At 69.4% G+C, this 26920-nt stretch carries 19 protein-coding genes; 17 read left to right on the forward strand and 2 right to left on the reverse strand.

What is annotated here, in order from left to right; all coding sequences use genetic code 11:
- Nucleotides 1-6 precede the first annotated feature (6 nt).
- The 17 genes from G4D85_RS08795 to G4D85_RS08875 all read left to right on the forward strand — a co-directional run bounded on the left by G4D85_RS08795 (nucleotide 7) and on the right by G4D85_RS08875 (nucleotide 24495).
- On the forward strand, nucleotides 7-1128 hold the full coding sequence (locus G4D85_RS08795; protein WP_164009974.1) for a sensor histidine kinase: 1122 nt from the start codon (nucleotides 7-9) through the stop codon (nucleotides 1126-1128).
- 74 nt (nucleotides 1129-1202) lie between these two features.
- A complete protein-coding gene (locus G4D85_RS08800) occupies nucleotides 1203-2630 on the forward strand; it encodes a sigma-54-dependent transcriptional regulator (protein ID WP_164009976.1) in 1428 nt (475 codons plus the stop codon).
- A 220-nt stretch (nucleotides 2631-2850) separates the two neighbouring features.
- A complete protein-coding gene (gene pilM, locus G4D85_RS08805) occupies nucleotides 2851-3933 on the forward strand; it encodes a type IV pilus assembly protein PilM (protein WP_164009978.1) in 1083 nt (360 codons plus the stop codon).
- 31 nt (nucleotides 3934-3964) lie between these two features.
- Nucleotides 3965-4642, forward strand: a complete 678-nt coding sequence (locus G4D85_RS08810; RefSeq protein WP_164009979.1) for a PilN domain-containing protein — start codon at nucleotides 3965-3967, stop codon at nucleotides 4640-4642.
- Between the two features lie 15 nt (nucleotides 4643-4657).
- Nucleotides 4658-5257, forward strand: coding sequence for a type IV pilus inner membrane component PilO (locus G4D85_RS08815; protein ID WP_164009981.1), 600 nt, complete (start codon nucleotides 4658-4660; stop codon nucleotides 5255-5257).
- Between the two features lie 43 nt (nucleotides 5258-5300).
- Nucleotides 5301-5870: a pilus assembly protein PilP gene (locus tag G4D85_RS08820; protein ID WP_205525474.1), complete on the forward strand. Its 570-nt coding sequence runs from the start codon at nucleotides 5301-5303 to the stop codon at nucleotides 5868-5870.
- 55 nt (nucleotides 5871-5925) lie between these two features.
- Nucleotides 5926-8697, forward strand: coding sequence for a type IV pilus secretin PilQ (locus tag G4D85_RS08825; protein ID WP_164009985.1), 2772 nt, complete (start codon nucleotides 5926-5928; stop codon nucleotides 8695-8697).
- 36 nt (nucleotides 8698-8733) lie between these two features.
- Nucleotides 8734-9390, forward strand: a complete 657-nt coding sequence (locus G4D85_RS08830) for a hypothetical protein (protein WP_164009987.1) — start codon at nucleotides 8734-8736, stop codon at nucleotides 9388-9390.
- A gap of 60 nt (nucleotides 9391-9450) precedes the next feature.
- The gene (locus G4D85_RS08835) at nucleotides 9451-9813 is read left to right on the forward strand and encodes a roadblock/LC7 domain-containing protein (protein ID WP_164009989.1); all 363 of its coding nucleotides are present in this window, start codon (nucleotides 9451-9453) and stop codon (nucleotides 9811-9813) included.
- A gap of 135 nt (nucleotides 9814-9948) precedes the next feature.
- Nucleotides 9949-10530: an elongation factor P gene (gene efp, locus G4D85_RS08840; RefSeq protein ID WP_164009990.1), complete on the forward strand. Its 582-nt coding sequence runs from the start codon at nucleotides 9949-9951 to the stop codon at nucleotides 10528-10530.
- 40 nt (nucleotides 10531-10570) lie between these two features.
- Nucleotides 10571-11155 (forward strand): acetyl-CoA carboxylase biotin carboxyl carrier protein, encoded by a 585-nt coding sequence (accB, locus tag G4D85_RS08845; protein ID WP_164009993.1) that lies wholly within the window; start codon nucleotides 10571-10573, stop codon nucleotides 11153-11155.
- Nucleotides 11156-11228: 73 nt separating this feature from the next.
- Nucleotides 11229-12614 (forward strand): acetyl-CoA carboxylase biotin carboxylase subunit, encoded by a 1386-nt coding sequence (gene accC, locus G4D85_RS08850; RefSeq protein ID WP_164009995.1) that lies wholly within the window; start codon nucleotides 11229-11231, stop codon nucleotides 12612-12614.
- A gap of 191 nt (nucleotides 12615-12805) precedes the next feature.
- The gene (gene sgmX / locus G4D85_RS08855) at nucleotides 12806-15964 is read left to right on the forward strand and encodes a type IV pili formation protein SgmX (protein ID WP_164009997.1); all 3159 of its coding nucleotides are present in this window, start codon (nucleotides 12806-12808) and stop codon (nucleotides 15962-15964) included.
- A gap of 24 nt (nucleotides 15965-15988) precedes the next feature.
- Nucleotides 15989-16933, forward strand: coding sequence for an ExeA family protein (locus G4D85_RS08860; RefSeq protein ID WP_164009999.1), 945 nt, complete (start codon nucleotides 15989-15991; stop codon nucleotides 16931-16933).
- 5 nt (nucleotides 16934-16938) lie between these two features.
- Nucleotides 16939-20871, forward strand: coding sequence for a translocation/assembly module TamB domain-containing protein (locus G4D85_RS08865; protein ID WP_164010001.1), 3933 nt, complete (start codon nucleotides 16939-16941; stop codon nucleotides 20869-20871).
- Between the two features lie 14 nt (nucleotides 20872-20885).
- Nucleotides 20886-23963 carry a POTRA domain-containing protein gene (locus G4D85_RS08870; RefSeq protein ID WP_164010003.1) on the forward strand — a complete coding sequence of 1026 codons (3078 nt, stop codon included), beginning with the start codon at nucleotides 20886-20888 and terminating at the stop codon, nucleotides 23961-23963.
- A gap of 16 nt (nucleotides 23964-23979) precedes the next feature.
- The gene (locus G4D85_RS08875; RefSeq protein ID WP_164010547.1) at nucleotides 23980-24495 is read left to right on the forward strand and encodes a hypothetical protein; all 516 of its coding nucleotides are present in this window, start codon (nucleotides 23980-23982) and stop codon (nucleotides 24493-24495) included.
- A gap of 837 nt (nucleotides 24496-25332) precedes the next feature.
- Here the strand turns inward: G4D85_RS08875 and G4D85_RS08880 are convergent.
- Together G4D85_RS08880 and G4D85_RS08885 are read right to left on the reverse strand one after the other, a co-directional pair.
- Nucleotides 25333-26103, reverse strand: a complete 771-nt coding sequence (locus G4D85_RS08880) for an AAA family ATPase (RefSeq protein WP_240359154.1) — start codon at nucleotides 26101-26103, stop codon at nucleotides 25333-25335.
- Nucleotides 26104-26169: 66 nt separating this feature from the next.
- Nucleotides 26170-26634, reverse strand: a complete 465-nt coding sequence (locus G4D85_RS08885; protein WP_164010005.1) for a hypothetical protein — start codon at nucleotides 26632-26634, stop codon at nucleotides 26170-26172.
- Nucleotides 26635-26920: the final 286 nt, after the last annotated feature.

Genomic DNA, 26920 nt, shown 5'->3' on the forward strand with positions numbered 1-26920 from the left:
CTCGCGGTGAAGTGGCGCCTCGCCAGCGTGGCGTTCCTGCTGGGCTCGCTGTCCACGGGGCTCACCTGGCTGTCGGTGCAGCCGGCCCTCATCCGGCTGATGGACACGGTGCGCCGGCTGGCGCCGCCGGGCAGCGCGGAGGTGGAGGCCCTGGCGCGGGTGAAGGGCCTGCTGCCGCTGGCGCTCGGGCTGGACCTGGTGGCGCTGACGGTGCTGGCGTACGTGGTGCTGGACCTGACGGTGGGCCGTCCGCTGCGCAGCACGGAGGCGGTGGTGGAGCAGTTCGGCCGCCTGGAGCTGGACCCCCACATGGTGCCCACCCAGGGCGGCGCGCTGGTGTCGCGCATCCAGCGCGCGCTCCAGCGCATGGCGGAGGCGCTGAGCGCGGAGCAGTCCGTCACGCGCTCGCAGATGGCGTCGCTCCGCGAGGCCAATGCCCGGCTGGCGCGGGCACAGACGGAGCTGGTGTCCTCGGAGCGGCTGGCGACGGTGGGCCGGCTGGCGGCGGGCGTGGCGCACGAGGTGGGCAACCCGCTGTCGGGCATCCTGGGCTACGTGGCGCTGGCGCGGATGAAGGCCAACACACCCGAGCTGAAGGACTTCCTGGATCGCATCGACCACGAGGTGCAGCGCATCGACCGCATCATCCGCGGGCTGCTGGACTTGGGGCGTCCCGGGTCGGCCTCGCTGGGGCCGGTGGAGGTGGGCGCGGTGGTGGAGACCTGCGTGCGCCTGGTGCGCGCCGCGCCGGAGCTGGCCGGGGTGACGGTGGAGCTGGGGCTGGAGCCGGGACTCGTGGTCCGTGCGGACCCCGGGCCGCTGTCCCAGATTGTCATCAACCTGCTGCTCAATGCCGCGCAGGCCATGGGAGGGCAGGGGAGCGTGCGCGTCACCACGCGGCGCGAGGACGGCGAGGCCCGGCTGGTGGTGCAGGACACCGGGCCGGGCATCCCCGCCGAGGTGATGCCCCGCCTGTTCGAGCCCTTCTTCACCACCAAGGGCCGCGAGGGCACCGGGCTGGGCCTGGCGGTGTCGCTGCGACTGGCGCAGGTGATGGGCGGCCGGCTGCTGGCGGAGAACGTCCCGGGTAGCGGTGCCCGCTTCACCGTGTCCCTGCCTGCTCCGTGAAGAGAAAAGGGCCTGCCTGGTGGCCAGGAGCTATCGGCCTCCCCTTCGCTGGGGGATGATGCCCGGAGACGGCCATGTCCCTCTTCCGCACCATCCTCGTCGCCGACGACGAGCCCTCCATCCGCCACATCCTCACGCTGGTCCTCACCGACCATGGCTATGACGTGCGCGCGGTGGCGGACGGCGACGAGGCCCTGCGTGAGCTGGCCGCGCGCGACTACGACGTGCTCGTGTCCGACGTGCGCATGCCGAAGAAGGACGGCCTCACCCTGCTGCGCGAGGCGCTGGCCGCCCACCCCGGCCTCACCGCGGTGGTGATGAGCGCCTACGGCTCGCAGGAGCAGGCGCTGGAGGCCGTGTCCGCCGGCGCCTTCGACTACGTCCAGAAGCCCTTCAAGCCGGAGGAAATCGTCTTCGTCCTCCGCAAGGCCGAGGAGCGCGAGCGGCTGGTGCGGGAGAACCGCCGGCTCAAGGAAGCCAGCCTCCCCTCCGCGCCGGACGGGCACATCCTCGGTGGGAGCGCCGCGCTGCAGGCGGTGCTCAAGCAGGTGGCGCGCCTGGCCCCGGTGGACACCACCGTGCTCATCAGCGGCGAGAGCGGCACCGGCAAGGAGCTCATCGCCCGCGAGCTGCACTCGCGCAGCCGCCGCGCCGCCATGGCCTTCGTGGCCGTCAACTGCGGCGCCATCGCCTCCGGCCTCATCGAGAGCGAGCTGTTCGGCCACGCCAAGGGCGCCTTCACCGACGCGCGCACCGCCAAGCGCGGCCTCTTCGCCGAGGCCGATGGCGGCACCCTCTTCCTGGACGAGGTGGGGGAGCTGCCGCTGCCCGCCCAGGTGAAGCTCCTGCGCGTGCTCCAGGAGGGGACCATCCGACCGGTGGGGGAGAACCGGGAGGAGACGGTGGACGTGCGCGTCGTCGCCGCCACGCTGCGGGATTTGGCGAAGCTGGTGGAGAAGGGCGAGTTCCGCGAAGACCTCTACTACCGCCTCAACGTCGTGAATGTCCGGATGCCGCCCCTGCGCGAGCGCCGTGAGGACGTGCCGCTGCTGGCGCGGACCTTCATCTCCCGCTTCAACCGCGAGCTGAACCGGGAGCCGCCCGTGGAGGGGCTCTCCCCGGAAGCCGAGGCCCTCCTGTGCGCCTACGCCTGGCCCGGGAACGTGCGCGAACTCGAGAACGCCATGGAGCGCGCGGTGTTGCTGGCCGACACCCCCCTCATCCTTCCGTCCAACCTGCCCGACAGGCTGTGGGCCGCGTCCCCACCCGGACCCACGGGCACGGCGCAAGGCGGCACCGGTGGGGTGCTACAGGATGTGTCGGACCTGTCGCTCAAGCGCGCCATCCGGGAGATGGAGGAGTCCTACATCCGCGCGGCCCTGCGCCGGACGAAGGGCAACCGCACCCGGGCCTCGGAGCTCCTGGACATCAGTCACCGCGCGCTGCTGTACAAGATCAAGGAGTACGGCATCGACCCGGACGCGGAGGCGGAGCGGGGCTGAAGTGCCCGGCACGGGCGCGTGCACCGGACGGCGCCTGCCTGCCTGCATTTGACGGAACGCGCCGGGGGCCGGAAAATCGGGCCTTCGCGACGGTGTCGAGGGGCCCGGCGCAGTGGTGGTGTAGGGCTCCCGTCCGTCCGTAGGGCAGGCGGGCTCCAGGCACTTTCTAGGAGGGGTTGACGGCCAGTGTTACGCTGCCCGCCTCTCGACGGAGTCAAGCATGGCGAAGGGCAAACTGGCACTCGGCCTGGACATCGGATCGACGTCCATCAAGATGATTCTCCTCAAGGAGCAGCGCAAGCGTGGCGAGGTCGGCTTCGCGTTGCAGAGCTTCGGGATGAAGCCTCTGCCGCCCGAGGCCATCGTCGACGGCGCGCTGATGAACTCCACGGCCATCGTCCAGGCCGTTCAGGAGCTGATGTCCGAGCTCAAGGTGAAGGGCAAGGACGTCGCCATCGGCGTGTCCGGCCACTCGGTCATCATCAAGAAGATCCAGATGCCCCGCATGTCCCAGGACGAGCTCGAGGAGAGCATCCAGTGGGAAGCGGAGCAGTACATCCCGTTCGATGTGAAGGACGTGAACATCGACACGCAGATCCTCGACGGCGGCGGCAACGACGCCACCGGGCAGATGGACGTGCTGCTGGTGGCCGCCAAGAAGGACATGATCAACGACTACACCACCGTGGTCTCCGAGGCGGGCCTCGCGCCGGTGGTGGTGGACGTGGACGCCTTCGCCGTCCAGAACATGTTCTCCGTCAACTACGACCTCCCGGAGAAGGAGACCGTGGTGCTCATCAACGCGGGCGCCTCGGTGGTGAACATCAACATCATCGCCAACGGCGTGACGGTGTTCACCCGCGACGTCACCATCGGTGGCAACCAGTTCACCGAGGAAATCCAGAAGCAGCTCAACGTCTCCTACGAGGAGGCCGAGGCCCTGAAGATTGGCGGCAACCGCGCGGACGCGGACGCCGTGGTGCCTCAGGAAGTCGAGCGCGTGCTCTCCAGCGTGGCCGAGCAGGTGGCCGGTGAAATCCAGCGCTCGCTGGACTTCTACGCGGGCACCGCCGCCGACTCCAACTTCAGCAAGGTCTACCTCTCGGGCGGCACGGCGAAGATTCCCGCGCTGTTCAAGACCATCGAAGCCCGCACGGGCGTGCCGGTGGAGATCCTCAACCCCTTCCGCAAGATCGAAGTGGACAACCGGAAGTTCGACCCCGCGTTCATCATGGACGTGGCTCCCATGGCGGCGGTGGCCGTGGGCCTGGCGCTGCGGCGCCCAGGCGACAAGCTGGCCTGAGTTGGTCCACCCCCTTTAGGAGACGACGCACATGATGATTCGCATCAACCTGCTGCCCGTCAGGGCGGTGAAGAAGCGGGAGATGGGCCGGCAGGTGCTGGTCCTCTTCGCCGTGGTGTTGCTCGGCGCGGCTGTTGGCAACTACTTCTGGTACGCGGACCGCGACGGCGAACTGACCCGCCAGCGCCAGGGCATCACCCAGACCCGCGCGAAGATCGCCGAGCTGGAGAAGGTCATTGGCGAGGTGGCCAACATCAACGCCCGCAAGGCCGAGGTGGAGAAGAAGCTGGCGGTGCTGGACTCGCTGCGCAAGGGTCGCAACGGACCGGTGCGCATGCTGGACGCGCTCGCCTCCGCCATGCCGAAGAAGGTCTGGATCAAGAGCTTCGCGGAGACCAGCAACGCGGTGTCCATCGACGGCGCCGCCGTGAGCCACGACGAGGTCGCCGAGTTCATGCGCGGCCTCAACGGCGTGGTGTGGACGCCGAAGGGCATGGGCCGCCTGGTGGACCAGCGCCGCGACAGCAAGACGTCGCGCGTGGAGTTGCTCACCGCCGAGGCCACCGTCGAGGAGTTCCCGGTGAACGAGGTCATCCCCTTCTTCACCAACATCGACCTGACCAACGCGGTGCAGGCCCGGGCGTCACAGCCGGGCGCGCAACCCATGGTCGACTTCAAGATCACGCTGCAGTCGAGCTACTCCATCTGAGAGGCCCCACGCCCCATGGACAAGTACCTGGATCAGTTCGCCAAGGCGCCCCCGGCCACGAAGTTCGGCGGCCTGGGCATCGCCATCATCCTGATGACCGTCGCCAACTACTTCCTCCTCATCGACCCCACCGAGACCTCCATCAAGGGCGCGATGTCGCAGCGCCGCACGTTGGACCTGGAGCTGGCGGAGAAGAGTGAGATTGCCCAGAACCTCAACGACCGCCGCCGCGAGATGGACGTGCTGGAGCAGAAGCTCGCCGAGGCGCTGACGGAGCTGCCCGAGAAGAAGGACATCGAGGAGCTGCTCGCGCAGATCAACGACATCGGCAAGAAGAGCGGGCTGGAGATCTCCAGCGTGACGCCGGAGCGCGAGTTCGTGGGCGGCGGCGAGTTCTTCGCCCGCATCCCCCTGAAGATGACGGTCAGCGGCAACTATCATGAAATCGCCCTGTTCCTGCAGGAGATGGCGAACATGCGCCGCATCGTCAACGTCAACAACATCAAGCTCGATGCGCCCGCCCTGAAGAACGAGAAGGTCGTCCTGCAGAGCAGCTTCCTGGCGACGACGTTCCGCTTCGTCGAGCCGCCCAAGAACGAAACTCCGAAGAACTAGAAACTTGATCCGCTCGAAAAGTAGGGCGACAAGGGGATTGAGGATGAAGACGTTCAAGGCCACCATGACCACCGCGGTGCTGGCGCTGTCGCTGGCCGCTTGCGACGAGGCGCCCCGGCCGGCTCCGGCCGCGGCCAAGCCTGTTGCCGCGGCGGCTCCGGCTCCGGCCGAAGCGGCACCTGCCGCGGCGGAAACCGCCGTCGCGCCCCCACCGTACGTGTACACGTACAACCCGGTGGGCAAGCGCGACCCGTTCCGCAGCCCGGTCGACGAACTCGGGCCCGTGGTGCAGTCGCAGGCGTCCTCGTGCAACGAGCCGCTGTGCGCCTTCGACCTGGACCAGCTGAAGCTGGTGGCGGTCGTCACGGGTGATGCCAACCCGATTGCCATGGTCGAGGACCCGGTGGGTCGCGGCCACATCGTCCGGCGCAACACCCGGGTGGGGCGTCAGGGTGGCAAGGTGACGCAGATCCTCCGTGACTCGGTGACGGTGACCGAGGTCTTCTCGGGCAATGGCGAGATCATCAAGAATCCGGTGACTCTGCAGCTCAAGCCCGACGATAAGCAGGACCCCGCCTACAACATGATGACGGGCAAGAACTACGGGGAGTAGCGCCCCAAGGCGCTCCCGCGGGCGGTCGCCCGCTTCCAACTTGTTGAGGGGACGCATGCTCGAGCAGAGCGCTGTGACGAGGGGCAAGTGGATGTTGGCGGCCGCGTGGGCCGTCGTTCTGGTGGGCGCCAGGGTTGAGGGCGCCGAACTCAATACGCTGCGCGACCTGGATGTGTCGCGCACGGGTTCCGGGGCCCAGGTCGTGGTCACCGGCACCCGTCCGCCCACCTTCACCGTGTTCCGCCTGAGCGGACCGGAGCGGCTGGTGGTGGACCTCTCGTCGGCGGACGCGACGAGCATCAAGGGCCACCATGACGGCTCCGGCCCCGTGGCGGGCGTGGTCGCCTCGCAGTTCTCGGACGAGCGCGCGAGCGTCGGCCGCGTGCTGCTCGCGCTGGACAAGGCGTCCCAGTACGACGTCCGCGCGGATGGCAACCGGGTGGTCATCTCCGTGGATGGCGCCGCTCAGCCCGCGGCCACTCCCACGGCCCCCGTCGAGGCGAAGCGCGCCGAGCCCGAGGCCGTCAAGGCCACCGTGGCCGTCGCGGCGAAGCCCGCCGAGGTCGTGAAGCCCATTGAGACGCCGAAGCCGGTCGAGCCCGCCGCCGTGGTGGTGGCCGAGGCCCCCCGCGCTCCCGAGAAGTCCGCGCCCGCGAAGCCGGCCCTGCCGGAGAACGTGGTGGCCGCGGAGGCCGACGAGCGCGAGGTGGCGCAGCCGGCCCAGCGCATCACCGGCCTGACCTTCGCCGACGACACCCTGCGCATCCGCGCGGACGGCGACATCGCCCGCTACGAGGTGCTGGAGCTGGCGGACCCGCCGCGGCTGGCGGTGGACCTGTACGGCGTGGGCCTGTCGGCCCGGGCGCCGCGCGTGAGCGGCGGCGCGCTGAAGGACGTGCGCGTGGGTGCCCACTCGGACAAGGTGCGCCTGGTGCTGGACGTGCGGGGGCAGATGCCGGCCTACCGCGTGGACCGGGCCTCGCGTGGCCTCGAGGTGGTGCTCGGCGGCGCGGTGGCCCGCAAGGCGGCGCCCGCGCGGGAGCCGTCCGAGATGGTGGCCACGGTGGCCGAGGTCGAGCCCCTGCGCCCGACGCCCGAGCCGACCGCGGCGCCCGCGACGGTGGCCTCGCTGGTGGACGTGAAGGACCTGAGCTTCGAGGAGAGCGGGGCGGGTGGCCGCGTGGTGCTGAAGCTGTCCGGTACGGCGGCGTGGAAGGTGGACCGGCCGGACCCGCGCAGCGCGGTGCTGACGCTGGACAACGCGCGCCTGCCGAAGAAGCTGGAGCGCAGCCTGGACACCAGCGCGCTCGAGACGCCGGTGAAGATGGTCAGCGCCTTCAGCGTGCCGGGTGAGGGCCGCAAGGTGCGCGTGGTGGTGGCCGCCGATGGCGCCATCGAGGAGAAGGTGACGCAGAACGGCGGCACGCTGTCCTGGCGCCTGGACGTGCAGGGCGTGAAGACGGACCAGGTGGCCGTGGCACAGCGCACCGCTGGCTTCACCGCCGAGGCGCCCGCCTACGCCGCCGAGGGCGCGCCGCAGCAGGCCCGCTACCGGGGCAAGCGCGTCTCCTTCGAGTTCAAGGACATCGACATCCAGAACCTGCTGCGCGTCATCGCGGAGATCTCCAAGCGCAACGTCGTCCTCGCGGACGATGTGGGCGGCAAGGTCACCATCCGCCTGCGCAACGTGCCCTGGGACCAGGCGCTGGACCTCATCCTGCGCACCAAGCAGCTGGGCAAGGAGGAGTTCGGCAACATCATCCGAATCGCTCCGCTCAAGACGCTGGAAGAGGAGGCGCGGCTGCGCCAGGAGCGCAAGAAGTCGCTCCAGCAGCAGGAGGATCTGCTGGTCAACCTCATCCCGGTGAACTACGCGGTGGCCGCGGACATGTCCGCGCGTGTGAAGGATGTGCTCAGCGAGCGCGGCTCGGTGACGGTGGACGGCCGCACCAATGTCCTCATCGTCAAGGACGTCCGCTCCAACACGGAGAAGGCGCGCGCGCTGGTGCGCAGCCTGGACACGCAGACGCCGCAGGTGCTCATCGAGAGCCGCATCGTGGAGGCCAACACCACCTTCAGCCGCCAGCTGGGCGTGCAGTGGGGCGGCTCGGCACTCGCGGCCGCCGCCACCGGCAACTCCACCGGCCTCATCTTCCCCAACAACGTGGGCGCCTTCGGTGGCTCGCCGGGTGGTGCCGCGGGCCTCCCGGACAACCCGAACTTCGCGGTCAACCTGCCGGCCTCGGTGGGTGAGGGCTCCGGCGGCGCGCTGGGCTTCGTGTTCGGCTCGGCGGGCGGTGCGCTGCAGCTCAACCTGCGCCTGTCCGCGGCGGAGAACGAGGGCACGGTGAAGACCATCTCCGCTCCCAAGGTGACGACGCTGGACAACAACACCGCGCGCATCAGCCAGGGCGTGTCCATTCCCTTCAGCCAGACCTCAGCGCAGGGTGTGAACACCACCTTCATTGAGGCCCGACTGTCGCTGGAAGTGACGCCTCACATCACCCAGGACGGCAGCGTCCTGATGACCATCAACGCCTCCAACAACCAGCCGGACCCGGCCAGCACGGGCGCGAACGGGCAGCCCGCCATCCAGCGCAAGGAGGCCAACACCCAGGTGCTGGTGAAGGACGGCGACACCACCGTCATCGGCGGCATCTATGTGCGCCGAGGCAGCACCGCCACCGCCAGGGTGCCCTTCCTTTCGAGCATCCCGGTGCTGGGCCTGCTGTTCAAGAACCACACGGAGCGAGATGACCGGCAGGAGCTGCTCATCTTCATCACGCCCCGCATCCTCAACCGGCAGACCATCGCGCAGAGCCTTTAACGCTTCGCGCGGCCTCTCCAGGAAAGCGTTCGCCTTATGAAGATGAAGAACTCCGTCATCTCGGCACTGTTGGCGCTCGGCATGACCGCCTGTGTTGAAAGCACTCCTGCCCTCCAGGTTGGGGGCGCCTCCGCGCAGGCTGCGGATTGCTCCATCGGTGGAAATACGGTGGGGCTCCTCGCCGGAAGCCTCAATCTGGGCATCCGGGGCGCTAGCTACCCGCTGGTCTTGGAGATCAACTCCAACCTGAATGTCGTGCCCGTCGACGTGAATGACCAGCCGGTGACGGGGGACCCGGACCTCAACACCATCTACATCACCGAGATCGTGCTGGGTTACTCGTCGCCCACGGAGGGCCTGTCGATCGAGGACGCGGGGGGGGCTGTTCCCATCTACGGAACGGTGCTTGAAGGCAACAACATGCAGGTCAATCTCTTCACGTCCGATGTCGCCGCGGCACTGACGAGCTTCGTGACTCCGGGCGTCTCCGCCGACGTCCTCGTCAACCTCCAGCTCAGGGGCAAGCGGGCCTCGGGCGACGAGCTGGAGTCCAACGAGATTGTCTTCCCCGTTTCCGTCGGCAACTTTCCCTTCTCCTGCCCGCCGGGCTTCAGGATCGCGGCGTCGACCGATCCGTGCCCGCAGGCGGGTCTGAACGGCGTCGTGCCTGAGTGCGAAGAGGCAACGCCATGAGCGGCTCCTTCAGCCGTCCTGCTTGACCGGCCGCCCCCTGCCTCCTAAGAGCCCAAGCCCATGTCCTTCCGCACGCACCTCGAGTCGGTGGTCAACCAGGTGGACGGAGCCCTCGCCTGCAGCGTGATGGGCTTCGACGGCATCTCCGTCGACACCTTCCAGAAGGACGATGCGGCCGAGCTCGACCTGGGCGGCGCCTGGGTGGAATACGCCAACCTCCTCACCCAGCTCCGTAACGCCGCCGAGGTCCTCAAGACGGGCACGGTGAGTGAGGTCAGCGTCAACAGTGAGAAGGTGCTGACCGTGATGCGGCTGGTGTCGCCAGAGTACTTCCTGGTGCTAGCCCTGCGCGCGGACGGCAACTTCGGCAAGGGGCGCTATGTGCTCCGCGTAACGGCCCCCAAGGTGCGCGCCGAGCTGTAGTCGCGCGCCCTGTCAGGCAGTCGTACGGCCGGCGGATCCGCTCGCTCCTTTCCCCTTCCCTTGGAAGGGGGGCATGGGCTACACACCCCCGACTTTTCAAGCTTTCGAAGCTTTGAGTGTGAAGGAGCGGGTCCCATGGCCGGGTTCATCGATACGTCCGAGTTCCGCAATGGTCTGAAGATCGAAATCGACGGTGAGCCGTTCGTAATCGAGTACTTCCAGCACGTGAAGCCCGGCAAGGGCTCCGCCTTCGTGCGCACGAAGATTCGCAGCCTCCTGTCCGGGCGCATGCTGGAGCCCACCCTCAAGTCCGGCGACAAGGTGGGCCTCCCGGACATCGAGGAGAAGGACATGCAGTACCTGTATGTCCAGGGCGATGAGTACTACTTCATGGACACCCGCAACTACGAGCAGACCTTCCTCAATGAGAAGGTGCTCGGAGAGGCGAAGAACTTCCTGAAGGAGAACATCAACGTCTCGGTGCTCTACTGGAACGGCAAGGCCATCTCCGTGAACCTGCCCAACTCGGTGGACCTGAAGGTCATCAAGTGCGACCCGGGCGTGCGTGGCGACACCGTGTCCGGCGCGCTCAAGCCCGCCACCATGGAGACGGGCTTCACCGTCAACGTCCCGCTCTTCATCAACGAGGGCGACGTGCTCAAGATCGACACGCGTGAAGGTGGCAAGTACCTGACGCGCGTGGCCACCGGCGGGTAGTTCGCGCAGCCACGGCGACTTCGAGGGAGAGGACGCGACAATGGCAACGAAGCGCAAGACGACCCGGGCGTCCGAGCCCGCGGGCACGCAGGCCGCCTCCGGTGGCGCGCGCGACGCGGGCAACACGTCCCTGGACGTGGATGCCCTGCGGCAGATTGTGGAAATCCTCGAGGCCTCGGACGTGACGAGGCTGGTGTGGAAGCGCGGTGAGGAGAAGCTCTTCATCCGCCGCGGCCATGCCCCGGAGACCACCATCGTCCACCATGCCGCGCCGGCTCCCGTGTCCACGGGCCCGGGCGTGGAGTACACCACCCCCTCCGCCGGCCCCAGGGTCGCCGCTCCGGCTCCCGCCGCGGCCGCCCCGGCCCCTGCCGTGGAGAAGCCCGGCCACCAGGTGACGAGCCCCTTCGTGGGCACGTTCTACCGGACGCCGGCGCCGGACCAGCCCGCCTTCGTGGACGTGGGCTCGGTGGTGAAGAAGGGCCAGGTGCTCTGCATCATCGAAGCGATGAAGCTGATGAACGAAATCGAGTCCGAGGTGTCCGGCCGCGTGGCGGAGATCCTCGTGGAGAATGGCCGCCCGGTGGAGTTCGGCCAGGCGCTGTTCCGCATCGAGCCGGCCTGAGAGTGCCGCGCGTTGCCCCGCGCTTTCGCGGGGTGCGCGCTCCTCGGACGGCCTCTGACGGGGAGACACCCACGTGTTCAAGAAGGTGCTGATCGCCAACCGCGGGGAGATTGCCCTGCGGGTCATCCGCGCCTGCCGCGAGCTGGGCATTGCCACCGTGGCGGTGCACTCCACGGCGGACGCCAACGCGCTGCACGTGCGCTTCGCCGACGAGGCGGTGTGCATCGGCCCTCCGTCGTCGAAGGAGAGCTACCTCAACATCCCGCAGCTGCTCTCCGCGGCCGAAATCACCCGGGCGGACGCCATCCACCCGGGCTACGGCTTCCTGTCGGAGAACGCCGAGTTCGCGGAGGTGTGCGAGAACTGCAAGATTCGCTTCATCGGCCCCCGGCCGGAGATGCTCCGGCTGATGGGCAACAAGGTTCGCGCCCGCGCGGCGGCGCGTGAGGCGGGCCTGCCGCTGTTGCCCGGCAGCCCCGGCACGGTGAAGGACCCGCGCGAGGCCGAGCAATTCGCCCGGGAGATTGGCTTCCCCGTCATCCTCAAGGCGGCCGCCGGTGGCGGCGGCAAGGGGATGAAGATCGTCCGCGAGCCGAGCGCGCTGGCCCAGGCGTTCTCCACCGCGCAGGCGGAGGCCGTGGCGTCCTTCTCCAACGGCGACCTCTACATCGAGCGGTACGTGGAGAAGCCGCGCCACATCGAGTTCCAGATTGTGGCGGACGAGCACGGCAACATCATCCACCTCAACGAGCGCGAGTGCTCGGTGCAGCGCCGGCACCAGAAGCTCATCGAGGAGAGCCCGTCCCCCGCGCTCACGCCGGAATTGCGCCAGAAGATGGGCGAGGTGTCCGTGCAGGCGATGCGCAAGCTCGCCTACAACAACGTGGGCACCATCGAGTACCTCCTGGACGAGCGCGGCGAGTTCTACTTCATGGAGATGAACACGCGCATCCAGGTGGAGCACCCGGTGACGGAGCTCGTCACGGGTATCGACCTGGTGCGCGAGCAGATCCGCATGGCCTACGGCCACCCCCTGCGCTTCAAGCAGGAGGACATCCAGATTCGCGGCCACGCCATCGAGTGCCGCGTCAACGCCGAGGACCCGATTACCTTCGCGCCCTGGCCGGGGAAGATTACCGGCTACAGCGTGCCGGGCGGCTACGGCGTGCGCGTGGACTCGGCGGCCTACGAGAACTACACGGTGCTGCCGCACTACGACAGCCTGCTGGCCAAGCTCATCGTCCACGCGGAGGACCGTGAGACGGCCATCCGCCGCATGCAGCGCGCGCTGGGCGAGTACGTGATCGAGGGCATCCGCACCAACATCCCCTTCCACCGGGCCGCCCTCGCGGAGGAGTCCTTCCAGGAAGGCCAGTACGACACCCGCTTCGTGGAGCGCCTCCTCGCGAGCGAGACGGGCACCCACAGGCTGAAGAAGGCCGTCGAAGAGACGCCGTAGCGCACGTCCACCTACCACGGCTTTCCCGCTTGTCGGGAGACCACGCGAGCAGGTGATCTGGCCCCTGGGGGGAGCCTGGCAGTTTCTTGACCCGCGTCGGAGGATTCCGTTAGCCTCCGACACTCCCCACTGCTGAGGATGGAAACCCGCGAAGTTCAAGGGGTTTCTGCCTGCTGGAAGCCCACCGCTCGATGGACAAGAACAAGATCATCGAAGGTGCCGCGAAGCTCGTCGCGAAGGGCGCCTACGACAAAGCCATCAAGGAGTACCAGAAGGTCCTGGAGGTCGACCCGAAGGACATCCGGGTGCTCCAGAAGATGGGGGAGCTGTACCAGAAGAAGAACGACAACGCGCAGGCGGCGCACTTCTTCACCAAGGTCGCGGAGAGCTACTCGTCCGACGGCTTCTTCCTCAAGGCTGTCGCCCTCTACAAGCAGGTCCTCAAGCTCAACCCGAACCTGCTGGAGGTGAACCTCAAGCTGGCGGAGTTGCACCAGCAGCTCGGGCTGATGTCCGAGGCGATGGCCTACTTCCAGATCGTCGCCAACCACTACGACAAGGCGGGCGACACCAAGGCGTCGCTCGATACCTTGAAGAAGATGGTGGATCTCGACCCGGAGAACGTGGCGTCGAAGATCAAGCTGGCCGAGCTGTACGCGCGGGAGAACATGGCGCGCGAGGCCGCCCAGGAGTTCAAGCGCGCCGCCGAGTACCTCAAGCGCAATGCGCGCGCGGACGACTGGCTCCGCGTGGCGGAGCGGCTGTCCACGCTGGAGCCGGAGAACCTCCCGCTCGCGAAGGAGCTGGCCATCTCCTACCTGCAGCGCGGCGACCAGAAGCGCGCGCTCGCGAAGCTGCAGGTGTGCTTCAAGGCGGACGGCCGCGACGTGGAGACGCTCACGCTGCTGGCCCAGGCGTTCCAGGGGCTGGGGCAGACCTCCAAGACGGTGTCCGTCTACAAGGAGCTGGCCAAGATCCACCAGGAGCGCGGCCGGAACACCGAGGCCGAGGCCGTCTGGACGCAGATTGAAGTGTTGGATCCGCAGGACCCGGATCTGCTCGCGCGCCGCGCGCCTGCTCCGGCCCCGGCGGCGCCCCAGCCCGCGGCGGCACCGCAGCCCGCGCCTTCGCCTCGCGCCGCGCCCCAGGCCGCCACGCCCGCGCCCGCGCCGGCACCCACGCCCGCTCCGGTGGCGCAGGCTCCGGGAGGCATGGGCCGGGAGCAGCTCGCCAAGCTGCTCACCGAGACGGACGTCTACGTGAAGTACGGGCTCCACGACAAGGCGCTGGAGCACCTGCGCAAGGTCTTCACGGTCGACCCGGAGAACCTGGACGCGCACGAGAAGGCGTATCAAATCTACGTCGCGTCCGGGAACGCGGCCCAGGCCTCCGAGCAGCTGCTCAACGTGCTGCGGCTGTGCACGCGCGCCGCGGATGTGCAGCGCGCGCAGCCGTACCTCGCCACCATCCTCCAGGAGAACCCGGCGCACCCGGAGGTGCCCGCGTTCCTGTCGGTGCTGCGCACGGACGGCCCGGTGGCGGTGGCGCCGGCGGTGGCGGTGGTGGAGTCGGTGGGCGAGGACGCCATCCTCGTCGACTCCAGCGATGACGAGATTCTCGTCGCCCCTCCGCCGGAAGACGCGCTGCTGCACCCGCCGGGCGACGAGCTGGCGCTGACGACGCTGCCCTCGGGTGACTCGGACGAGGTCATCGAGGACGACAGCGACGCCGCCGTCGTCAGCGAGGAGGCGCTCGTCGGCGAGGACCTCACGTCCGGCGAGGAGGACCTGTACGGCACGCCCGCGCCGGAGGACCTGGCGGCGGAGGCGCTGTCGGACGAGACGCTGGTGGCCGAGGACGACGGGATGGTGCTGACGGACGAGCCCGGCCTGGGCACGTCCGACGACGAGCCGCTCGTCGCTTCCGACGACGACCTGGGCGCGACGTCCTCCTACTCGTTCGAGGACGAGTCGCTGGCGGACGAGTCCACGGCGACGTCCATGGAGGCGCTGTCGCTCGGCGACGACGACGAGCCCCAGCCCACGATGATTCGCGCGCCCACGCGGGCGCTGCTCCAGGAGGCCGCGCCGAACACCCGGCAGCTGCCCGCCATCCAGGACGAGGCTCCACTGGAGTTGGAGGACATGCCCACGCGCGTGGGCATCGCTCCGCTGGACGCCTCCATGCTGGAGGAGGACGAGGCCGAGGTCACCGCCCTGGGCCTGGGCGACCCGCTCGACTACGAGGAGCCCACCGCCTCGCATGCCATCGTGGCGCTCGCGGACGAGCCCGCCATGGAGGAGTCCGACGAGGCGCTCCCCGAGGCGGAAGCGTCGCCGGTGGAGGCGTCCGACGACGAGGCGCTCTACGCGGAAGCCGAGAGCGTGTCCGCGGAGGAGCCCGTCGCCGAGGAGCCAGCGGCGGACGAGGAGGAGCCGGCGGGCGAGGAGTGCGACGAGGCGTCCTTCTTCCTCGACCAGGGCCTGCTGGAAGAGGCGCGGGAAATCCTCGAGACGGTGGCGATTGCCTTCCCGGGCCACGCGCGTGCCGGCGAGCTGATGGCGCGGCTGGATGCGCTGGAGGCCGGCGGTGGCGTGGAGGCCGAGGAGGCGCCCGCCGAGCCGGTGGCCGTGCCGCACGTGCAGCCCGTGCTCGACACGGAGGCGGCTGGCGAGCGGGACGCGTTCGACCTGGCGGCGGAGCTGGCCGGCGAAATCGACAACCTGAGCGACGACACCGCGTCGGCCGCTCCGGCGGCGGAGGAGGACTTCCAGTACTCGGTGGAGGAGGTCTTCTCCGAGTTCAAGAAGGGCCTCGCCAAGGTCGTGAAGCCCGAGGACGTGGACACGCACTACGACCTGGGCATCGCCTACAAGGAAATGGGCCTGCTGGACGACGCGCTCCACGAGTTCGACGTGGCCCGCCAGGGCTGCGTGGGCACCAAGCGCGAGCTGGACTGCATCACCATGGCCGGCATGCTGCAGTTGATGCGCGGTGACGCCGGGGCGGCGGTGGCGCTCTTCCGCGAGGGCCTGGTCAGCGAGCTGGCCGCGGGCGAGCCGGCCAAGGCGCTCGCCTTCGAGCTGGCGGCCGCGTACGAGGCGCTGGGCGAGCCGGGCAAGGCGCTCTACCACTACCAGCGCGTGGCCGTGCTGGACGCGAAGTACCGCGACGTGTCGTCGCACATGTCCCGCCTGTCAGCCTCCGTGGAGCCGGAGGAGGACCCGCTGCCGTCCCGCTCCGCGAATGGCGCCAAGGCCAGCGGCTCCGCCGCACCCGCGGCGACCGTGGCGCCCACCCCGATGCCGGCGGCTGGCGCGTCCAAGGCGCGCAAGGTCGGCTACCTGTAGTCCCCCCCGAGGTCCGGCGAGCCCATGACGACCTACCTCGACTTCTTCGAGCTGACCCAGGAGCCCTTCTCCAACGCTCCGGTGAGCCGCTTCTATTACAACTCCGCGCAGCACTCGCAGGCGCTCACCCGGCTGATGCACGCGGTGAGCTACATGAAGGGCCTGTCCATCCTCATCGGGGACATCGGCGCGGGGAAGACGACGCTGGCGCGCCGCATGCTCGACTCGCTGCCCGAGTCCGAGTACGAGGCCGCGCTGCTGGTCATCATCCACTCCGGGATTACGGCCAACTGGCTGCTGCGGCGCATTGCCCTGCAGCTGGGCGTGGAGAACCCCGCGCAGGAGAAGCTGGCGCTGCTGTCGCAGCTGTACCAGCGCCTGCTGCAAATCTACGAGTCCGGCAAGAAGGCCGTCGTCCTCATCGACGAAGCGCAGATGCTGGAGACGCGCGAGCTGATGGAGGAGTTCCGGGGGCTGCTCAACCTGGAAGTGCCGGAGCGCAAGCTCATCTCCTTCGTCTTCTTCGGGCTGCCCGAGATTGAGAAGAACCTGAAGCTGGACGCGCCGCTCGCGCAGCGGGTGGCCATGCGCTACAAGCTGGAGCCCTTCACCGCCGAGTCCACGGAGGCGTACGTCAAGCACCGCCTCCGGCTGGCCGGGTGCCCGCGCATGCCCTTCTCGCCCGAGGCGCTGCTGGCCGTCCACCAGCACGCGTCCGGCTCCCCCCGCGTCATCAACACCCTGTGCGACAACGCCCTCTTCGAGGCCTTCCTCGCGCGGCAGGACACCATCCCCGGGGAGCTGGTGCACCGCATCGGGAAGAACCTGGGGCTCCAGGGCGTGAACTCGCCCGCTGGGGAAGCAGGCGAGCGAGCAGTCGCCTCCGTCACGGCGCTGCCCCGGACGGCGAGCAGCAAGGTGGACCTGGCGGAGATCGACCGCTACCTCGAAGGGCTGGGTAAGCTGTAGCGGCTTTGTCCTCCCCAAGCCGCAACGGCCCCCGCAGGGCGCTCCTGCTGGTGCTCCTCGTCCTGTCGGGGAGCATCCTGCTGTTGCGCATGCAGGCCTCGTGGGACCTCGCCTGCACGCTGGCGCGGCGCAACCTGCCCGACGTGCTGGGGCTGGACGTGGGCATCGGCCGCTGCGAGCTGGACCCGCTGGGCTCTCGCGTGGTGGTGCACGGCTTCTCGCTCTTCCTGCCGGGGACGGACACGCCCATCGTCGCGGCGGACACGGCGGAGGTGCAGCTGGGCTTCCTGCGGCCGCTCAGCGGGCGGCTGACGCTGGCGCTGGTGCGGGCCACGCGGCCGCGCGTGTCGCTGGACTTGTCGCAGCCGTCGGCGGAGCCCGGGAAGAAGTCGGAGGGCTGCTTCCTGGACCCGCTGGAGCGGCTGCGGGTGGCGCGGCTGGACATCACCGGCGCGGAGCTGCGGCTGGCGCTGCCGGAGGGCCGGCGCGTGGAGGTGGGCGAGCTGGACGTGCGCTGGGCGGAGCGCTGGGGCGTCATCGAGCTGGACGTGGAGGCGCGGCGCGGGCTGGTGCGGCTGGGGCCGGACGTGCAGGACCTGACGCTGGGGCAGCTGGCGGTGGCGGGCGCGTTGGACCCGGACGAGGCCCTGCTGGAGCTGGAGCGCGCGGAGGTGTCGCTGGACGACCTCACCACCACGGTGTCCGGCCGCGTGGAGTCGCTGTGTGAGCCGAACCTCGCGCTGGACGCGCAGGTGTTCCTCCCGCTGCGCACGCTGTCGCAGGCGCGCCTGGTGCCGAAGCCGGCCACGGGCCACCTCTGGGCCCGCGTGTCCATCGCCGGCAGGCCCGCGTCGCCCGCGGTGTCGCTGGAGCTGTCCGGCAGCGGGCTGGGCTATGACCGCTTCGGCCCCTCCAACCTCACCGCGCGCCTGTCGTACTCGGGGGACGAGGTGCGGGTGGAGGACCTGGTGGTGCCGGTGGGCGCGGGGAAGGTGCGCGCCACGGCCCGGCTGGGGCTGACGCCGAACTTCCCGCTGGAGGTGTCGCTGTCGGCGCAGGACGCGTCGCTGGGCCGCATCCTGGACCGCGCGGGCGTGAAGGGCTCGTGGGTGGACTTCCCGGCCACGCTGGACGCGCAGCTCTCCGGCAACCTTCTGCCGCGCTTCTCGCTGGCCGGCCCGCTGGATTTGCGCACGGGTCCCTTCGTGCTGGCGACGCGCGCCTTCGACGCGCCGGAGGCCGAGGGGCTCACCATCCTCGAGTTCGACAAGGGCCGCGCCCAGGCGCAGGTGAAGATTCAGTCGGACCGCGTGTCCTTCAACCACGTCACCGCGGAGTCGGGCCGCTCGCGCGTGCATGGGGACGTGGGGCTGCTCATCGAAGACGGGCTGGGGCTGGACATCCACGGCCACGGCGACCTGGACCTCGCGGACTTCCGCCACATCGCCGGCCTGCAGTGGGCGGGGCGGGGGAGCGCGACGTACTCGCTGACGGGCGCTGCCTCGGAGCTGAAGGTGGAGGCGGGCCTGTCCATGCGCGACTTCGTCTTCTGGAACCTCTCGCTGGGCGTCCTGCAGGGGAAGCTGACCTACTCGGACGGGGTGCTGGCCTTCCCCTCCTTCACCGGCCAGAAGGGACGCACGCAGTACTACGGCAAGGCGGGCGTGTCCTTCGGGCGGCTGCTCGGGCTTCGCCTGGAGGTGAATGTCCCGCAGGGGCGCACCGAGGACCTGGTGGACGTGGTGGCGGGCCTGAGCCCCTCGCTGGCGGTGATGCAGGGGACGCTGGGCGGCACGGCCACGGGGCGCGTGGAGGTGGACAGCCCGGTGGAGAAGCTGGAGGGCCTGGTCGCCTTCGACGTGAAGGACACCACGTACTTCGGCCGCCGCATGGGCGACGGCGCCCTGCGCCTGCGCTTCGTGGACGGCAAGGCGATGGTGCTGGAGCGCACCGTGCTGAAGGGGCCGCTGGGTCGCACGTGGGCGGAGGGCACCTTCGCCTTCGCGGGCGGGCTGGACTACCGCTTCGGCGGGGACGGCCTGTCGCTGGGCGAGGCCGTGGGGCCGGAGCTCGCGGAGCGCATGGGCATCGAAGGCGCCATGGTCATGGACGGCACGGTGTCCGGCACCGCCGACGTGCCGGTGGTGGACGCCACGCTGCGCGCGCCGCGCGTCACCTTCGCCTGGCGCAACCTGGGCGCCATGGACCTCACCGGGCGTCTGGTGGGCAAGGACTTCGAGGTGTGGGGCCGGCCCTTCCAGGACGCCAACGGCCGGGTGAGCATCAAGGTGCGGGACAACTGGCCCTACGAGGCGCAGGGCTCGCTGGCGCTGCCGGAAATCCGCCCGCTGCTGCCGTCGGACCCGCTGTGGGCGGGTGTCTCCGGCTCGCTCTCCGGCACGCTGAGCGCGAAGGGGCTGATGCTGGAGCCCGCCGGCTCGCAGGTGAACGCCACGGTGGACAAGCTGGTGCTGTCGCGCGACGACGTGCACGGGGAGAACTCGGGCCCCATCGTCCTCGCCTATGCGAGCAGTCGCCTGGACGTGCAGCCCTTCCGCTTCGTGGGGCCGTACGTGGACCTGTCGCTGGGCGGGTGGATGGGGCCTCGCGGCATGGCCGTCACGCTGCGCGGCGGCTGGGACGTGCGGATGCTGGAGTCGCTGCTGCCCTCCATGGTGGAGCGCGCCACGGGTCGCGTCACCGTGGACGCGGAGGCCACCGGCACGCCGGAGGCGCCCTCCATCGTCGGCACCGCGGAGCTGCTGGACTTGCGGCTGGCGCTGCGCGACTGGCCCGTCAACGTGCGCAACATGTCCGGGCGCCTGGAGATGACGGGCAACCGGGTGCTGCTGGAGCACCTGCAGGGGCAGCTCAACGAGGGGCGCGTGTCCGCGCGCGGGGACGTGCGGCTGGAGCGCTTCCTGCCGCAGCGGCTGGGCCTCACGGTGCAGCTGGACGAGGTGCCCTACCGCCTCACCGAGGACTTGCCGGCCACCTTCTCCGGGCTGCTCCAGGTGATTGGCCCGCCCAAGGGCTTCACCGTCACGGGCGGGCTGGACATCGTGAAGATGCGCTACCAGAAGGCGCTGGACGTGGAGTCGCTGCTCAAGTCCGTCCAGAAGCGCGCCAGCACGCTGACGTCCGCGCCCGCCCCCTCGTCGTCGGGCGAGCCGCCGAAGCCATGGGTCATCTGGGACGTGAATGTGCACTTCGGCGACGTCCGGGTGGACAACAACCTGGCCAAGGCCCGCCTGCTGGGCGACGTGCGGCTGACGGGCACGGACGTGCGGCCCGGCCTGCTGGGGCGGGTGGAGCTGGCGGAGGGCAGCCAGGCCTTCTTCCGCAACAACCCCTTCACCATCAGCCAGGGGCAGCTGGAGTTCCAGGACCCCACCGGCATCGACCCCGTCTTCGAGGTCCAGGCTCAGACGCAGGTGCGCGAATACACGGTGAAGCTGCACGCCTTCGGCAAGCCGGCGGACCCGCAGGTCCTGCTCTCCTCGGAGCCGGCGCTGGTGGAGGGGGACATCGTCTCCCTGCTCACCCTGGGCTTCACCTCGTCGGACCGGGACACGGCGGCCTCGGCGAGCGCCGGCCTGGCAGCCGAGGCCCTCTTCAACGTGTCGGGGCTGGACCGGCAGCTCCAGCGCTTCCTCCCCAGCAACCCGGTGCTGCGGGATTTGTCCCTGCAAATCGCCACCACCTACAACGACGCCACGCGGCAGGCGGAGCCGACCGCACAACTGGAGTCGAAGTTCCTGAGCGAGCAGCTTAAAATCGGCATGACACAACCGGTGAGCGGACGCGGCACGCGGGCGCGCGCCGAGTACCGCTTCGACGACCGACTCTCCGCTCAGGCCCAGTGGGACAACGAGAACAGCGAAGCCTCGTTTGGCAACCTCGGGCTCGAGCTGAAGCTGAGCTGGGAGGTCGAATAGCCCGCGCCTTCACGGTGTGGGCGCTGCTGCTGTGCGTCCTCGTGTCGGGCGCGGCGGCGGCGCAGCCCGAGGGTGAGTCCTGGCCGGAGGTGGTGGCCGTGGAGCTGCACCTGCCGGGCGGCGCGGACGCGCAGGGGCTGGCCGGGCTGGTGGCGGTGCGCAAGGGACAGGCCCTGTCGCCGGGCGCGGTGCGGCGCTCGGTGGAGCGGCTGTGGGCCACGGGGCGCTTCACGGACGTGGTGGCGCGCACGGTGGAGGTGCGCGGCGGCGTCCAGCTCGTGTTCCAGCTCACGCCGGTGGCCCGGCTGGCGCGGCTGCGCTTCCATGGGAACTCCGAGCTGTCCGAGGGCGAGCTCATCGAGGCGAGCGGCCTGCTCGAGGGTGGGCCGCTGGACGCGGAGGAGCTGGAGGGGGCGGTGGCCTCCGTCCTCCAGGCGTACCAGCGCCGGGGCTTTGACTCGGCGAAGGTGACGGTGCGGCAGGAGCCGGTGACGGACGGGGTGGCGGTGTCGCTCACCGTGGAGGAGGGCGTGCCCACGCGGGTGCGGGGCGTGACGTTCTCCGGCAGCCCGGGCTTCCCGCTGCCGCGCCTGCTGGAGGTGCTGGAGATGCGGCCGGGCGAGGTGTTCGACCGGGCGCGCCTGGACTCGGGGCTGGAGCGGCTGCGCACGCTGCTGCGCGAGGCGGGCCACTGGCGCGCGCAGGTGGGGACGCCGGCGGTGCTGGTGGAGGGGAGCGCGGCCTCGGTGTCGGTGCCGCTGTCGGCGGGGCCCCGGTACTCGGTGCGCTTCCATGGCAACCACCGCTTCCCGGCGACGCTGCTGGAGCGGGTGCTGGCGCACGACGTGGCGGAGTCGCTGGACGAGGTGGTGGCGGGGCGGCTGGCGCGGCGGGTGGAGGCCTTCTACCGCTACCGTGGCTTCCACGACGTGCGCGTGCGGCCCCGCGAGGTGGTGCGGCCGGACGGAGAGCGGGCTGCGCTGGCCTTCGACGTGGAGGAGGGGCACCCGCTGCGCGTGGTGGAGGTGCGCTTCCATGGCAACCAGGGGCTGTCCTCGGAGGTGCTGCGCGGGATGCTGGCGGAGCGGGTGCGCGCGGGCGAGCCCCGGCCGGAGCTGGACCTGCGCCTGCTGGACGACCCGCTGGACGTCGAGGGACGCCACGGCCCGGAGGTGGGCGAGCTGGAGCCTCCGCCGGACCCGGCCACGGTGTACGTGGAGGACGCGTGGCTTGAAGCCGTGGACGCGATGAACGAGCTGTACCGCGAGCAGGGCTACCTCTCGGCGGGTGTGTCGTTGCGCGGGCTGACGGTGGACCTGAAGGGCCACACGGCGGTGGCGGACTTCGACGTGGAGGAGGGGCCGCAGGCGCGCGTGACGGAGGTGCGCTTCGAGGGCGTGCCGAAGGACGTGACGGTGCTGCCGGTGACGCTGAAGGTGCGCCGGGGCAGGCCACTGAGCTTCGAGGAGGTGGAGGAGGCGCGGCAGTTGCTGGAGCACGCGCTGGCGCAGTGGGGCTACCTCTTCGGCCGGGCCACGACGGAGGCGGGCGTGGGCGAGGACGGGAAGTCGGCGACGGTGGTGTTCCGCGCGGACGCGGGCCCGCAGGTGCGGGTGGGGAAGATTCTGGTGCAGGGGCTGACGCGGACGGACCTGGACCTGGTGCTGGCCAACCTGGCGCTGGAGGAGGGCAAGCCCGTTGCGCTGGAGCAGCTGACGGAGGGCCAGCGGCGGCTGGCGCGGCTGGGAGTGTTCCGGCAGGTGGACGTGTCGCTGGCGGACCCCACGCGGCGCGAGGAAACGAAGGACGTGTTGGTGACGGTGCAGGAGCGGCCCCGGCTGGATGGCCAGGTGTCCGGCGGCTACTTCCTGGTGGACGGTCCGCGAATCACGCTGGACACGGCCTACCGCAACCTGGACGGCATGGGCCTGAGCCTGCTGGCGCGCGGGAAGGTGAACTACGCGGGCTGGAGCGCGGAGGCGCTGTCACGGGACAGGCGCATCGCCTGCTCGCAGCAGGGGCTGGATGGCGGTGTCGCCCCGGGCTGTGACGCGGAGCTGCAGGGGCTGAGTGGTCTGGGCGGGCGCGGCAACCTGGCGCTGGCGCAGCCCCGGCTGTTCTTCCTGCTGCCGCTGGAGGTGGGGGCCCGGTTGGACCTGATTGGCGAGCGCGTGCACCGGCCGTCGTATGTGTCCACGCGGTTCGCCGCGGCGGCGGCGCTGGACTGGGCGGCGGCGTCGTGGCTGAGCCTGTCGCTGTCGTACGAGGTGGAGAACAACCGGCTGCGCTCGCGCGCGGGCGTGCTGGAGCTGCTGAACCGGGCGGACCAGGAGCGGCTGCGCTACCCCTTCGGAGACTTCACGCTGCACTCGCTGCGGCCCTCGGCCACGCTGGACTTCCGGGACGACCCGACGAACCCGCGCAAGGGTGTGGTGTTCATCTCCAGCGCGGAGTTCACCCGGGGGTTGAGCGTGAGGCCCACGGACGTGGCGGGCAACCGCGTGGCGGGGTACCCGATTGACGGCGTGAAGCTGGCGAGCAACCTGAGCGGCTACATCCCCCTGGGCCGGCGGGCGAGCATGGCGCTGTCGGCGCGGGCGGGCACCATCATCCCGCTGGAGGACGACGCGCAGGCCATCGGCTCGAAGCTGTTCTACCTGGGTGGCTCGTCGAGCCTGCGGGGCTTCCGCGAGGACGGAGTGCTGCCGGAGGACGTGCGTGGGGCGCTGCAGCAGCGGCTGCGGGACTGCCGGGCGCTGATTACGCCGACGGGGTGCTCGGCGGAGCTGAAGGCGGTGCTGGCCGGGCAGGTGCCGGCGAGCCAGGGCGGTGAGTTGTTCACGCTGGGCAAGGCGGAGCTTCGGCTGCCCGCGCTGACGTCATTGGACCTGGGCCTGTTCTTCGAGGCGGGCAACCTGTGGTTGGACCGGACGAACTTCGACCCGGGGCGGCTGCGGTACGCGGCGGGAGCGGGGCTGCGGTATGTGACGCCGGTGGGCCCGCTGGCCTTCGACGTGGGCTTCAACCTGGACCCGGACGAGACGGTGAACGAGGCGTCCACGCAGTTCCACTTCAGCATCGGCACGTTCTGAGGAGGCGGAGGTGCGCATGCGCTGGCCGGTGTGGATGGCGGGGCTGGTGGTGCTCGGGCTGAGCGCGGGCTGCCAGCACACGCAGGCGGAGGGTACGAAGGCAGAGCGTCCGAAGTGGATGCCGCCGGAGGGGGACTGTCCGCGAGGCTCGCTCTTGCAGATGGAGCGGCTGGGGTTGAAGCCGGGAGACAGGGTGCCCGTCATCGTGGACGCCATCCAGGACCACCCGGGGCCGGCGCGGTACAACTACAGCTTCGTGATTGCCCTGCCACGAGAGGAGGGCGAGAAGCAGCTGCCGGGAGCGCGCATCGGAGGGCGGCTGTACGTGACGAAGCACCGGGTGTTCGGCCGGTATGACCGCATCTTCCTGCCGGAGAGCGGAGCGATGTCCGTGCCCTTCTGCGGAATCCTGCTGGATGCGCGCTGGGACAAGGACGGCGAGGGACTGATTGCCTACCCGAGCCCGATGAAGGGCTTCTCCGTGGTGCAGGACAACACGGGCGTCATCCAGGTGGTGGACAAGTATCCGTGAGCAGGTGGCGCGCGTCCCGGTCCTTGAATCGCGACCCGGGGTGCGCCTCCCGGTTGAGCCCGGGAGGGCAGGTGTCCTGGATGCAGTGGGCCTCGCACGGCCGGGCGTGGCAGCGCGGGCGCGCGAGGGCCTCCTCCTGTGCTGGCTTGCTGCTGGCTCGGCCTGTTACTTCGAGCTGGCTTCGGTGGGCTCGTGCGACGCCGATGCACATGTACTCGTGGCGGCGTCCCCGCAGGAGCTAGTGCCCGGGCAGCAGAAGTTTCCGCAGGCAGTGCTCCCGGCGGGACACGTAGAGGTGCAGTACGCTCGCGTGCCGTTGTTGTCGTAGGCACACATCTGGTCCAAAAAGCAGCAGGTTCTGCTCGTGACCGTCGCCCTGCACGAGAACAAATCCAGATCGGCCCGACACCAAACGGGCCCCGGACCGAAATCCTCAACGCATTCGTAGTTGCTGCCCAGGCACGACTCCTCTCCGCCGGGCGGTCCACACACCTCCCAGGGGAAGCATGCCTCTGCCTCACCAACCGCGGTGAAGAGCGTGCCCAGGGTGGCAATCGTGATGAACACGCGACTCAGCATCCGGAATGATGGCATTTCATGAGCTCCCCCAGAAGCCACGGGGACGACGCGACCCAATGGCAGTTCTGGAAATGGTGAGGCTCGCACCTAATTGTAAAGCATTGCGCTGTCAATCCTGCTGGGTGAGGCAGTCAGCTCGAGCCAGGTCAGGAATGCAGCGGTTCTGAATGTGGATGCGGTGCCGTAACCGTACGGCTCGCCAGCGCACCGCGTTCGTGGGGCAGGGGCTTGAAGAGAGTGGGGGCTAGCACTCGACGCTCAGTCCTTGAAGAGCCGGTGGAGGTACGCCTCTCGGTTCAGCAGGAAGTCCCGCGTGAGGGAGTAGTGCTCCGTGTCCTCGTAGTTCACCGCGATGACGCCCTGCTCGGAGAGCTGGTAGATGCGAGCGTCCGGGTAGGCGAGCAGCAACGGTGAGTGCGTCGAGATGATGAACTGACAGGCGTCGCGCGTCAGGTCGTGCATCGCGCGGAGCAGGCTGAGCTGGCGCTGGGGGGAGAGGGCGGCCTCGGGCTCGTCGAGCACGTAGAGCCCACCTCCGGAGAAGCGCTCGCGGACCAGCGTGAGGAAGGCCTCCCCGTGCGACATCTCATGGGGGCTGACGGCGCCGAAGGCGGCCAGGGCGTCGGAGTTCTTCTCTGTCTCCGTCGCGACGTTGAAGAAGCTCTCCGCGCGGAGGAAGTAGCCCGTCCTCGGCCTTCGGGTTCCCCGAGAGAGGCGCAGGTATTTGTGAAGGCTGGACTCGGAGCGCCGCGTGGCGAAGTTGAAGTTGCGGCTGCCTCCCTCCGCGTTGAAGCCGGCGGCCACGGCGATGCCCTCCACCAGCGTGGACTTGCCGCTCCCGTTCTCGCCAACGAAGAAGGTGACCTGGGGGTGGAAGTCCAGCGTCTCCAACTCGCGCAGGGCGGTGATGTTGAAGGGGTACTTCGAGAGGTCCGGCACGTCGTCACGGAGGAGCGTCAGGGACCTCACGTAGGTGTCCATTCCGCCCGTGAGGCCGCCGGTTTCCTGCTTCTTGCGCGTACGTGCCATGTCGGATGAAGGGTATACCACCTTGGAGGTTGGCCACGAATCGCGACACAAGACGGGTAGGGCGGCTCAGCCGGGCTTCATGCCAGTGCGGACCATGGCCTGCTCGATGTCCTTCATCAGCTCGTGCTTGAAGCGTCCTCGCTTCAGGCATCGGATTCGCCGTGCCGTGTCCGCGATGAAGGGCCTCACGATGGGGGAGTCCTCCTCACCCAACTCGACCCACCGGCCGAGCATGGCGGCGATGTGAACCCTCCTGTCGATGCTTGAGAACCCGAGCCGGGTCATGCGTTTGAACTCCAATAGCAACGTCGCTTTGGGCTCGGCGGGCATGCATGCTCGGCCCAGGAGAAGCTCCGCTACGCGTCTGGCCATCTCGCGTCGCACGAACGCCGTCCGTGCCTTGGCTTGCATCTCCCTGAGAAGGCTGAGCATCGCGGTCCGAAAGAGAGGGTAGTCCTTCTTCAAGACGGTAAGCAGGGTGCGGTCGAGAGCGTCGGAGAACTCCCTCTCAAGCAACTGCTTGGGCGTCATTCGACTGCGGGGCATTTCCTTCCTCCGGGTGTTCTGGTCGGCCAGTAGCCTCGATTCCTGCAAAGCAGGAAACACTCCCTGCAGACGCTGTGGCCAAATCCACCTGAGTTTCGACGGTTCGCCACCTTCGCCTGCTCCATGCACTTCGTGTACAGGTCATTGCAGCGGTCGTAGGGTTCGCCGTCATCCTCTGTATCCAACTCCTCCGCCGCCCGAGGCGGAATGACCGGTCCCGAGTCCGGAGGCTTGGGTTTCTGGGGATTGGGCCTGGGCTTGGGCGCAGTCC

The organism is Pyxidicoccus trucidator, from assembly GCF_010894435.1.
GTDB lineage: Bacteria > Myxococcota > Myxococcia > Myxococcales > Myxococcaceae > Myxococcus > Myxococcus trucidator.

Excerpts from the sequence above, each read along its gene's own strand:
- G4D85_RS08800 (WP_164009976.1), top strand. The coding sequence starts at position 1,203 with ATGTCCCTCTTCCGCACCATCCTCGTCGCCGACGACGAGCCCTCCATC.
- pilM (WP_164009978.1), top strand. The coding sequence starts at position 2,851 with ATGGCGAAGGGCAAACTGGCACTCGGCCTGGACATCGGATCGACGTCC.
- G4D85_RS08810 (WP_164009979.1), top strand. The coding sequence starts at position 3,965 with ATGATGATTCGCATCAACCTGCTGCCCGTCAGGGCGGTGAAGAAGCGG.
- G4D85_RS08815 (WP_164009981.1), top strand. The coding sequence starts at position 4,658 with ATGGACAAGTACCTGGATCAGTTCGCCAAGGCGCCCCCGGCCACGAAG.
- G4D85_RS08820 (WP_205525474.1), top strand. The coding sequence starts at position 5,301 with ATGAAGACGTTCAAGGCCACCATGACCACCGCGGTGCTGGCGCTGTCG.
- G4D85_RS08825 (WP_164009985.1), top strand. The coding sequence starts at position 5,926 with ATGCTCGAGCAGAGCGCTGTGACGAGGGGCAAGTGGATGTTGGCGGCC.
- G4D85_RS08830 (WP_164009987.1), top strand. The coding sequence starts at position 8,734 with ATGAAGATGAAGAACTCCGTCATCTCGGCACTGTTGGCGCTCGGCATG.
- G4D85_RS08835 (WP_164009989.1), top strand. The coding sequence starts at position 9,451 with ATGTCCTTCCGCACGCACCTCGAGTCGGTGGTCAACCAGGTGGACGGA.
- efp (WP_164009990.1), top strand. The coding sequence starts at position 9,949 with ATGGCCGGGTTCATCGATACGTCCGAGTTCCGCAATGGTCTGAAGATC.
- accB (WP_164009993.1), top strand. The coding sequence starts at position 10,571 with ATGGCAACGAAGCGCAAGACGACCCGGGCGTCCGAGCCCGCGGGCACG.
- sgmX (WP_164009997.1), top strand. The coding sequence starts at position 12,806 with ATGGACAAGAACAAGATCATCGAAGGTGCCGCGAAGCTCGTCGCGAAG.
- G4D85_RS08860 (WP_164009999.1), top strand. The coding sequence starts at position 15,989 with ATGACGACCTACCTCGACTTCTTCGAGCTGACCCAGGAGCCCTTCTCC.
- G4D85_RS08875 (WP_164010547.1), top strand. The coding sequence starts at position 23,980 with ATGCGCTGGCCGGTGTGGATGGCGGGGCTGGTGGTGCTCGGGCTGAGC.
- G4D85_RS08880 (WP_240359154.1), bottom strand. The coding sequence starts at position 26,103 with ATGGCACGTACGCGCAAGAAGCAGGAAACCGGCGGCCTCACGGGCGGA.
- G4D85_RS08885 (WP_164010005.1), bottom strand. The coding sequence starts at position 26,634 with ATGACGCCCAAGCAGTTGCTTGAGAGGGAGTTCTCCGACGCTCTCGAC.